Source organism: Qipengyuania sp. L-5Y, from assembly GCF_056859455.1.
Genome location: NZ_JBSXOM010000027.1, coordinates 245848 through 256698 on the forward strand (window position 1 = coordinate 245848; position 10851 = coordinate 256698).

Annotated in this window: 7 protein-coding genes; all 7 read right to left on the reverse strand. The window is 57.5% G+C overall.

The genetic code is table 11. The annotated features are described in order from the left end of the window. Window positions 1-24: 24 nt before the first annotated feature. Window positions 25-831 (reverse strand): class II glutamine amidotransferase, encoded by an 807-nt coding sequence (locus AC13F2_RS07385; protein ID WP_482964789.1) that lies wholly within the window; start codon window positions 829-831, stop codon window positions 25-27. 63 nt (window positions 832-894) lie between these two features. Next, window positions 895-1857, reverse strand: a complete 963-nt coding sequence (locus AC13F2_RS07390; RefSeq protein ID WP_482964790.1) for a mechanosensitive ion channel family protein — start codon at window positions 1855-1857, stop codon at window positions 895-897. Window positions 1858-1865: 8 nt separating this feature from the next. After that, window positions 1866-3491 (reverse strand): FMN-binding glutamate synthase family protein, encoded by a 1626-nt coding sequence (locus tag AC13F2_RS07395; protein WP_482964791.1) that lies wholly within the window; start codon window positions 3489-3491, stop codon window positions 1866-1868. 290 nt (window positions 3492-3781) lie between these two features. Next, window positions 3782-4963 (reverse strand): DUF3089 domain-containing protein, encoded by a 1182-nt coding sequence (locus AC13F2_RS07400; protein ID WP_482964792.1) that lies wholly within the window; start codon window positions 4961-4963, stop codon window positions 3782-3784. Window positions 4964-5275: 312 nt separating this feature from the next. Further along, window positions 5276-5962, reverse strand: coding sequence for a TetR/AcrR family transcriptional regulator (locus AC13F2_RS07405; RefSeq protein WP_103023893.1), 687 nt, complete (start codon window positions 5960-5962; stop codon window positions 5276-5278). An 82-nt stretch (window positions 5963-6044) separates the two neighbouring features. Continuing rightward, window positions 6045-9017 (reverse strand): TonB-dependent receptor domain-containing protein, encoded by a 2973-nt coding sequence (locus AC13F2_RS07410; RefSeq protein ID WP_482964793.1) that lies wholly within the window; start codon window positions 9015-9017, stop codon window positions 6045-6047. A gap of 796 nt (window positions 9018-9813) precedes the next feature. Next, window positions 9814-10851 (reverse strand): adenosylmethionine--8-amino-7-oxononanoate transaminase (bioA, locus tag AC13F2_RS07415; RefSeq protein ID WP_482970459.1); only part of this gene is annotated, 1038 nt, incomplete at its 5' end.

The window sequence follows — 10851 nt, forward strand, 5'->3', positions numbered from 1 at the left end:
CCGGGTCGCTTTACGCGCGCGACTTCAGCTCACACGCTGCGAAACGATCTTCCCGTCCTTCAGAATAATAGCTGTTCCACGTTGCAGAGGTTCCCAACCTTGGGAATCCAGGGGCACCGATGCGAAAAGGTAGAGGGGGCCCGATATTTCGTCGATCTTCGCCCCCGTGGCATTCCAGCTGTCACCAAGGTTTTTATCGTCGAAAAAGCGAACGTTCAGGCCAGGCTCGCGCGGGTCGGTCAATCCGTGCTCTGTTTCGAAGCGGCGTCGGTCCGCATGAACGAACAGATGTTCGCCATCGAAAAATAGGAAGTTGGAGCTTCCCAGTTCGCGCATTTCCGACGCAAAGCGCGCAAATACGTCAAACCGCGCCTCCGCTGTGATCGAGCCTGCCGTGCGCAACCGCTCGAGAAGCATGAGGAACGCCAATTCGGAATCCGTGTCGCCAATGCGGTGAGGGACCCATTTGCGGGCTTCTTCAAGCTCCTCGATGCCCGGCAAATCTCCATTATGCGCAAAGGCATGCCGCTTGCCCTCTACAACTCGATCGAACGGATGCGTATTGGCCAATGCGGGCTTTCCCGACGACGCTCTGCGCACGTGCGCCATCAAATGCTTGGAAGGCCTCTCGTAGCGAACGACCATCCGCGACAGTTCGCTGGTGGCGGCAGGGTTGGGCTCGCGGAACAGGTAGGCATCGCGATCCTGGGCGAAAAGGATACCCCATCCATCGCGATTGCGATGCTTCTCGCCACCCTCGGCCGCGAAGAGATCAAGTTCGTAGCAGACCGTGTGCGGTACAGATGCACTCATCGCAAACAGTTCACACATCGATACCTCTCCAATTCGTCGATCGTGGACATTCGCGCCAAGTGACGCTTATTCCAAACAGGTCTATCGTTTTATCGGGCCACCGAAAGGCGACGCGCTTTCGCCCTCTGCTCGTGCTGAGATTGCCCCGCTCACTATGACATTCTGATAAGCATAGGGAATTTCTATACCCACCTCGTCAAAGCGCTTCTTGATCTGTTCCAGCAGGTCATATTCAACCGCTTTGGCTGTCGAGGAATCGGCACACCAGGCCCGCAGGGACAGGTCCACGCTGGATCCGCCGAGATTGACCACCGGGCATCCCACAACCTCGACGACATCGTCATGCCCCTGCGCCAGTTCCATCACGATCGCCCGCGCCCTCTCGATATCGGAATCGTAACCGATGGAAATCGTCGGTGAGAGCATCACCCGGGGATCGACCGAAGACAGGTTGATCATGATCTGGTTGGCGATCGTTCCGTTCGACAATACGATCCGCCGATTGTCGAAGGTTCGCAGCACGGTGTAACCGAGCGACAGATCCTCCACTAGACCGGTCTCCACTCCGGTAGGCGTGGTCAGCTGCAGGCGGTCGCCCCGTCTGAAGGGCTTGTAGATGACGAGACTGATTCCGGACACGAGGTTGCCCAGCGTCGATTGCGCAGCAAACCCGACGACGACCGAAACGATACTGACGCCTGCCAACAGCGAAGTCGTCACCTTGTTGAGAGACGGAACGACATGCGAAAAGATCAGCGCGAGAACGATCCACATGATGAAGGTTCCGAGATGCTGGATGAAGCTGACTGTCATCCGGTCGATCCGCTCGTTCGGATCATGGTCGATGACCGTCTTGAGCGTTCGGCGAACGATCCAGCTTAATATCATGCCGATGGCAATGAACACGATACCGAGCCCAACCGCGCCCCATAGGTGGGTCGGATCAAGATAGTGCGTCAGATCGGTCAGCCAGTGCCACGAGGCCTCGCCGGCTTCGGGTGACGGCGATGCGGTCGGGGTCGGCGAGGGAGAGTTCGTCGACAAGGAAAATATCATGTGGCCGGTTTGAACGTATCGGGATCGGCCATCCGCCAATATTCAGCGAAAGCGGTATCTTCCGGCTCATGTAACAGCTTGCCTGGCTCAACCTCATGCACAATCTGCGACCACGGGATCATCTCGGCATTGTTCTTCCATTGACGCAAGTGCTGCGGCGTGAATTCGTCCGGCGATTCCAGGCCGCACGCAACTACGATATCGTGCAGGCTGTCGAGCGTCTTCGACTGGAAGTTGGCTACGCGCTGCGCCTTTTCCGGAATGACGAGCCCCCGTTGGCGTGCCGGTGAACTTGTTGCAACGCCCGTCGGGCAGGTCCCGGTATGGCACCGCAGCGACTGGACGCAGCCGAGCGAAAACATGAAAGCCCGCGCAGCATTGCACCAGTTTGCGCCGAGCGCTGCGTTCATGGCAATGGCGGAACCGGAAAACACTTTTTCCGATGCAGCCAGCCTGATCTTGTCTTTGAGGCCTGTGCCGATCAGCGCATTGTTGACGTAATGGAGCCCGATACGCAGTGGCAGCCCCACGTGGTCGGACAGCTCGAGGGGCGCCGCCCCGGTTCCGCCGCCCCCGCCATCCACGACGATGAAGTCGATATATATACCGCTGTCGAGCATCGCCTTGCAAATGGCGAAAACCTCGTGGGGCATGCCGACACAAAGCTTGATGCCGACTGGCTTGCCGCCGGAAAGCTCGCGCATTTTTGCTGCGAATTCGAGCATTTCCCGCGGTGTCGAAAATGCCGAATGACCAGGAGGTGAGAGGCAATCCTGATTGGCCGGCACCTGGCGCGTCTTGGCGATCTCCTCGGTAACTTTGGCAGCCGGCAGCAATCCGCCATGGCCAGGCTTGGCTCCCTGGCTCAACTTGATCTCGGTCATCTTCACCTGATCGTGCTGTGCCTTGTCGCGGAAGCTTTCCGGATCGAAATTACCGTCGTCGCTGCGGGCACCGAAATAGCCGGAACCCAATTCCCAGACGATGTCGCCGCCATGTTTGAGGTGATAGGGTGACAGCCCGCCTTCGCCGGTATCGTGATAGAAGTCGCCCATCTTCGCGCCCATGTTGAGCGCCTCGATCGCGTGGTTGCCAAGCGCTCCGAAGCTCATCGCGCTGATGTTGAGACGGGCCGCATCATACGGCTTGCTGCACTGTTCGGTCCCTACCGTAACCCGCGTCCGCTTTGGCGCTTTGGGGTTCGGATTGATCGAATGGCACAGCGCCTCGTATTCTTCCGAGTATACGTCCAGTTCGGTCCCGAAGGGGTGGGCATCCTCCTGATGCTTTGCACGTGCATAAACAAGCGAGCGGGCGACGCGGTCGAACGGGCGGCCATCCAGCGGACCTTCGACGATGTAACTACGCAGAAAGGGGCGGAGATCTTCGAACAGCCAGCGAAAACGGGCGCTCAGCGGATAGTTCCGCCTCAGCGAATGGCTGGTCTGGACTATATCCCACAGCGCTATGAGCAACAGGGGGACAACTACGACGAAGCCCCAGTAAAACCCCTTGGAAATCAACGCACCCAGAAGAGCGAGAGCAACTGTAAGAGCGAGCGGTATCCAGAAGCCGAGATTTCTCTCCACGCCCTTGTCTGCAAACAATCCGCGCACCAGCATGCCAAACGCCCCTTTTTTTCGCTCTTCCGCCAAGCGGTAGAGTTCACAACCGCCACCTGTAAAGGCGGAGGACGCGCTACGGTTCCTCATTCGGCGGCTTCGGATGATGTCAGATGCGCGGCGGTGACCCGAAAACTTCATCCGTTGAAGCCGTGATGAGTTTGCGCCGAGAGCTACCTGGGACCATCTTCAAACGATCCAGAAAATTGCTGGAAGGGGCCTGTTCCTTTCGTTTCAATATGCCCATTTCGCACAAAAGAAGGGATCGACTTATTGAAGGATGGCGTTTGTCACTCTTTCTGACGGGCAAGCCAAACTTCGCTTTGTGAGCGAGCAAGATCGAGCAGGTTGCCCATCACCAGATTGATGTCGATCAGGTGAAGTCCCATGTCCGGATTAAGCCGGCCATCGCTGTAGATGTCGCCAGTGATGTCGTCAGTCCGCTGGTCATCAGGATCCGCCTTGATCCGGATCGTGAGATACTGACCTTTCTCGTTCGACACGCATTCGCCGGTGAGCAGGTCGGGGACTGATGCGAATGGTGTGTCGACGGTTTTGCCGTCCATTGTCCATCGTGGCACAGGGCCGCCCATCAAAGCATCTGTCGTCAGATAGGAATGCAGGGGAGCCTCACCTCCGGCGGGCGCGGCGGGATTGACGCAAGCGATCGCCATGCCGGGCCGAGACGTGGCGGCATAATCGTTCACCGGACCGATGGTATCTCGAAAACTGCGATAGGCGACGATGCATCCGACTTGGTTTGCGCTGGTACAGAGCGGCATTGACTGGAAATCCCCGCCGACAACCTTTCCATTGGGCACGACCACACTGGTGCCATTTAAGTAACCAGCCACAATCCTGTCCTGCGACGGTTTCCCGTCGATTTCGGTCTTGATGAGTTGAGTCAGCATACGCGAACCTTGCGAATGACCGATCAGGATTACGCCGCGCCCCTGATTGTAGTTTTCAAGGTAATATCTCCACGCATCCGTGACATCGCCATAGGCTGTGCGAAATGCTTGGATGACCTCAGCTCTCGGTAGCTGGCCGGATGCCCCCAGCATGGTGATCTGACGATATTTTGGTGCATATACGCGGCATACGTCGGCAAAGCGAGCGAGTTGCTGCTGGATTACCCGACCTTCCTCAGGCCCCTCGTTCCAATCAGCATTCGCACCTTGGTCGAGCGAGATCGTAGGGTAGATGTAAAAACAGTCGACCGGCGCATCCACCGGAGGTGCAAACGGTTCGAGTGTCATCGTGCCATCGGCGTCTACCACGGTTGTCGCCAAATCCTGGCCACACGTGTCCGCGCGTGCAGGCAGGCAAAGCCATTTATCGCCATCGGCGTACAGATCCCCTGCGGCATTTGCCCCGAGGCTCACAGCTTCCGTTTGCTGCTCCGCCATAGCTGGTACGCTGGCGGTAAAAAGGGTCGCGCCTATCAAGGCACCGATCATACGCCTGATCATACGTCTCTCCCTGTGTTTATCGCACTCACCGTCATATTTCGTGGTGCTCTTGCTCGGCACGCAGAATGCACATCATCAACGATGATGGCAATATACATACAGGCATGATTGTTTCTTGACCGCCCAACACTTTTTAGCCGGATGTGCGGGAGGGTGGGGAATGAGCGGCTTCCAGCAGGAACTGGTCGACGCCGAAAGCTACACGCAAAATCTGGCGTTTACGTGAGGGACCTTGCGAAACTCGAGTAAGTTATAAACACGGCTCAGCAGGACAACTGTTAGCTATGGGACTTAGACTGACCCGCCTCGATCCTAAGATTGTGCGCTTTCGGCAATCAGCCGGTCGGTCAGCATTTCCTTGTACCATTCGAGCAATTTGACCGAGTCGGCGATCGTTTCTTCCGATCCGGCGAAGATCGATTCGAGTAGTAGGCCTCTCATCGCCGCCATGTGGAGCTTATTCATCGTGTTGAGCATCTCATCATTCTCGATCCCGGCATCCTTGGCGATGTCCTTTGTCTTTGCGAGGTGAATTTGGTCCAACTGCTGGAGAATGCGTGGCATTATCTCGGCCAAGAGCGGATCGCCGCGCGACCCGATGAGGATTTCGAGCAAGGCGATCGATTCAGGCTCACGGATCGTTTCCCATGACGCTTTGGTCAGCGCGTGGAAGCGTTCGACACCTCGCTTGGTTCCTCGCAACGCCTCTCCGCGTTTGTTTTGAAGCCTTTCAACAGCGCGGTAACCGACTGCCTCCATCAATTCGGCCTTACCGGAAAAGTGATGAAGGATGCCGCCCCGGCTGATGCCTGCACGTTGTGCCACGCGGATGACCGTCGTCGCCGCATAACCCTCTTCGGCCAGATTAACGATTGCCGCATCGATAGCACGGCGGCGAGACGAAGAGGTGCGCTCCGCCTGGGTTCTGCGAACCTTCTTGGGGCGCACCTCGTCTCTTTTGCTCTTTTGGAGAGCAGGTGTCGGCACTACATCGGTCATTGCGGTACGTGTCCTAAATCCGATCGAAGCGCCTAACAAGTTCCCGGTTCGCTCCCAGCGGACCGATTGCAACTTGCCCGACTCAGAACCGCGTTGTCGCCCCGACGAAGAAACGGCGACCGATCACATCGTAGGTCGAAGTGGGCGTGACCGAACTTCCCCCGAACTCAGGCGGTTGCTTGTCGAACAGATTGTTGATGCCGGCACGCAATTCGAACTGTTCGGCCACGTTCACGCGCCCGATGAGATCGAAATAACTGACCGCCGGTACGCCTTCCGCATTGCTGTCAGAGTTCGTGACGATCGCCGAGTTGTCCTGTTGCCCGATAAAGCGCCAGCGTAACGACAGAGAACCGTTGTCACGCGCAAGGCCGAGAGTTGTGACGTGCTTCCAGGCCGGGTGAGTCGAGGAGAATCCATCGATCTGAGCGTTGCCTACCGTGCCTGCGTAATCCAAGACCGGATCGCTCGAGGTCGACTGGATTTTGTAGTTAATCACGTAGGTTAGCGCGCTATTCAAAAAGACCCGACCAACACCGCCGACGTTGACCGCCGCATCCACCTGAACGTCGATCCCAGAAGTCTGATAGCGGGCGAGATTGAACAGGGGCTCTTCGATCTCGGCAAGCAGACCGGAAGCATCGCGCTCGATTAGCTGGCAATTCACATTCTGCGGGTCATAGTCGGGATTTTGACCTGTGAAGTTATAACATTGGTTCAGCGCGATGGGGCTGGTCAGATAGCCGATCGCATCATCCACGCTAATATTATAATAATCTATGGATGCGGAAAAGTCCGACAGAACGTCAAACATGAAATCCGGTCGAATGACCGCCCCGATCGTGTAGCTGTCGGCAGTTTCTTCCTGCAAGTTGGGGTTGCCGATGCGAAATGCCGCGTTCGCACTGCCCGAATAGGTATAGCCATCCACCAACGACAAGGGGACCCCTTGTGCGATACACAGCGCCCTGACCTGTGTCGGATCAACGCCTTCGATTTCACCATTGCGTGCCGCCCCTGTCACGTCGCATGGGTCTCCGCCGCCACTAACGGCCCGCCCAATGATGCCGATTGCCCCCGCGCGTGGAGAAAAGAGGTTGCCAAGACTGGGCGCGCGGATTGCACGAGAATAACCGCCTCGAAAGGTTAGGCCCGTCAGGGGCGTCCAATTGGCCCCTGCTTTGTAGGTATTCACTCCGCCTATTGTTTCATAATCGGAGTAACGATAGGCGAGATTGACTTCGAACCCATCGAACACGGGCACGAGCAGTTCGCCGTAGATTTCTGCTACCGATACGTCACCACCCGAAGACAGCGCTCCCGATGTGCCGAGCACCTCGGGCGCGGTCGTAACGCCGGGCGTGCCAGTTGGGGTTGGGCTCCTGAGCGGGTCGATCGTCGCCTGATATTCGTTGCGACGATACTCCGCGCCAACTGCAAAGCTAAGCGGCCCGGCGGGCAGATCGAACAGGGCGCCTGTCAGGTTCCCTTGTAAAACGGTCTGCTCGAAGACCGCCCTGTCCACCGTGTCGAGCGTGAGATAATCGGAACATTCCTGAGAAGTCGGCGCGAAGCCGAAGGGATCGTAGCCGCCCGCGCAAAGACTCGCGCCACCGTCTGGCGCAGATACGACTGCGTTGAACGCCGATCTGCTGACTTGGTTGAAAGTGGTCGAGTTGTTGGTGGTCCTGCCGCGAGTAGCATATAGGTCGAAGTTAAGAGAGCTGCCAATGGCGCCCTGAATACCTACAAGCGCTTGGTAAACATCGTAATCTTCCTCTATTTCCAACCGCCCTATGCGGGTGCCGGTGAAATAGTAGGAGAAGGGGGCAGTCGGAAAGGGCCTAGCATTCAGTACGGTTCGCAAGTCGGGCGTGATGAACGGATTCGTAACAGGGATCTGGATTGGATCGACGACCGACTGAAGAACACCGGACCCCGACGTCTGGCTGGCTTTATACGTAGCATAATTGAACTGTGCGTAAGCCGTAATCCCGCTGGTCACATCGAATTCAGCGCGGGCAAAACCGGTGTAACGCTCAATCCGCAGTTGGACGGTGGAGTCATAGAGTGAGCGCTGCCTTACAACGCCGTCCGCAACCAGATATCCGGTCGTTTCGGTATCGCGCAGGTTCAGTGCGCCATCACGGCCAATGATAGTCCCATCGGAATTGACCAGATAGCTACTCGACACCCCGGGAATACTCGTTCCGTATGTGTTGCCGAACAGATTACGAAACGCGGCCACATTGCCTGGCCGACCAAACCCGAAAGGGTTGCTGCCCGACTGGATGATCAGGCCGCTTGTCGGCGAAGAGGTGCCATCCACATTGTCGAAGAAGGGCCTGGCGAATTGCGATGCAGTCCCCCGTTCCAGATAAGAGCCAGATAAGAATACACGCGCGCGGTCTTCAGCGAAGCTGCCGCCGTAGGTGGCGGACGCACTATAGGTTTCAGCATCGCCCAATTCTGCAATTCCGACGTCACCCTGCAGTTCAAGACCGCGAAAACGATTGTTAAACTTGAAATTCACCACGCCCGCAATCGCGTCGGATCCATAGACGGCTGAAGCACCGCCGGTGATGACCTCCACCGAGGAAACAAGGGCGGATGGAATCGTATTGAGATCGATCGCCCCCGATGTGTCGGATGGCTGAAGCCTGCGACCATCGAAAAGGATAAGCGTCCGCTCGGCGCCGAGACCCCGAAGGTTCGCATTGGCTCGCCCGCCACCGCCAGCGGCTACCGCGCTGGTTTGCGAACCTTGCGTCGCCTGAAACTGTGGCAAGGCGTTGAGCGACTGTTCGAGCGTGGCCGGGCCAGCGTTCTGAATGAACTCCTCCCCGATGGTCGTAATAGGACTTTCGGCAGTGTAATCGCGTCGCACGATGCGCGAACCGGTAACAACGATCGGATCGCTCGTGGCAACTGCAACGCTTTCGTCGGACGCCACTGCGCCTTGGCTCTCGGACGATGGAATTTCCTGCGCCTGAAGCGGCTGAGTCAGCATCGCAAGGCTCACGCCAGTTAGGGCCAAAGAGCGAACAGTCCTCATTCATTTTCTCCCAGGTTGCATCCGCTTCTTGCGGTATGGGGCTACTGCCCAATCAAGTTTTTAAAGGCCGGTACACTGACACAGAGGCCAAGATTGGTTCGAGGAGACCCACGGCCTTGTCACCTCGCCAGACCGCGTCATTCAGGAATGGAATCGCGCGACGCGCCGATATCGGCCCAGATCCTTCGGAACTGCGATCGCGGGTCGTTCTCGATATAGGGGTTTTGTGACAGGCATGAATCGGTTCGCTCCGCCTGTCGGGGCGCCATACCGGACGCCGACAAACTTCGCGACGCTCCCAGCCATTACGCCACGCAAGCGTCCATGGGTCGTTTCAACCAGAGGGTAAATGTTCGTGGCTGATAGCGGCCCCGCCATAGCGAGGAGGCCGCTGGAAACCGTTGCGCTAAGGAAGCCTCGTCGACTCGGCGAAAACAACCGTCCCATTCGATACTCTCCCGTTGTCGGTAAGGCTTTTGCCACATCCGGGAGCACACTAACCCGCAGCTGAAAATAAAACAATCGTGACTGTCGGTTTATTTTAGGCGCTATTGTAGCGCCGCTGGATGCATCGACCTCCTACGTCCAAGTGACTGGGATTGGGGCCCCGAGGAGGGTGGGCCGCCCAGTTAAAGATTAAACTTGAGGCCTGATTGTGAGGGCCTTTGGCAAGTCACGGGTCTTACCTCACATCGAGCTGCAAAGGTCGCAGAAGGTCCCGAAGAGGGCTGTTCGCGAGCGGCATCCCCGGCGCCATCGGTTTGCTGAACGGGCAACTCGAATAGCAGCCAGCACTTCAACGAAACGCAGAGACCTCGTCCAGCACTTCGCGGATCGTATCGTATATACAGTCTAGTTGCTCACTGCTGATGCAATAAGGCGGCATTACGTAGATCGTGTTGCCTAGCGGCCGAAGCAGGACGTTTCGTTCTCGAAAAAGTGCCAGCATTCGCGGCGCGAGGTCGGAGAGATATCCGCTCCCTTCGCCCACCTCGAACGCAGTAATGGTGCCGGTTTGCCGAGGATTTTGAACCGCCGGGTGCGTTGCCAGTGCGCTCAATTGCGCTGCCTGCCCTTCGCCCAAGTTCGCGATCCGCTGCATGACTGGCTCGTTACGCCAGATTGCAAGGTTGGCGTTGGCGGCTGCGCAAGCGATCGGATTGGCGGTATAGCTCGATGAATGGAAAAACATACGTGCGCGATCTTCGCTGCGATGTGCTTCGAAGACAGGTTCGTTCGCCATTGTGACTGCCAACGGGATGGCACCGCCGGTCAGCCCTTTGGATAAGCACAGTATGTCTGGCTCGATCTTGGCCTGTTCGCAAGCGAGCAACGTGCCGGTCCTGCCCCAACCAGTCATGACCTCATCGGCGATGAAAAGGGTACCATATCGAGCGCAAATCCGGCGCATGTCCGCGAGCGCTTGCGAAGAATACATCAGCATCCCGCCTGCGCCGAGAATGAGCGGCTCCACAATGAACGCTGCCGCGCCTTTGCGACACGCTACCTCCAGGACATCAAGCGCATGCTGTTCCGCACCATGCGAGGGAAAGGGGATGGACGTGACGTCGAACAACAGGGGCTCGTAAGCGCGGTTGAATGCGCCGCGCGCGCCGACCGACATGGCCCCGATGGTGTCGCCATGGTAGCCATTGTCCATCACGACCACGCTATGCCGCGTTTCGCCACGATGGAGCCAGTAACCCAAGGCCATTTTCAGGGCGACTTCAACGCTTGTCGATCCGGAATCGGAAAAGAACACGCGCGTCAGGCTTTCCGGCATCAGGGCGCGGAGACCTTTCGCTAGCTCTTCGGCCGGACCATGGGTCCAGCC

Excerpts from the sequence above, each read along its gene's own strand:
- AC13F2_RS07385 (WP_482964789.1), bottom strand. The coding sequence starts at position 831 with ATGTGTGAACTGTTTGCGATGAGTGCATCTGTACCGCACACGGTCTGC.
- AC13F2_RS07395 (WP_482964791.1), bottom strand. The coding sequence starts at position 3,491 with ATGCTGGTGCGCGGATTGTTTGCAGACAAGGGCGTGGAGAGAAATCTC.
- AC13F2_RS07400 (WP_482964792.1), bottom strand. The coding sequence starts at position 4,963 with ATGATCAGGCGTATGATCGGTGCCTTGATAGGCGCGACCCTTTTTACC.
- AC13F2_RS07405 (WP_103023893.1), bottom strand. The coding sequence starts at position 5,962 with ATGACCGATGTAGTGCCGACACCTGCTCTCCAAAAGAGCAAAAGAGAC.
- AC13F2_RS07410 (WP_482964793.1), bottom strand. The coding sequence starts at position 9,017 with ATGAGGACTGTTCGCTCTTTGGCCCTAACTGGCGTGAGCCTTGCGATG.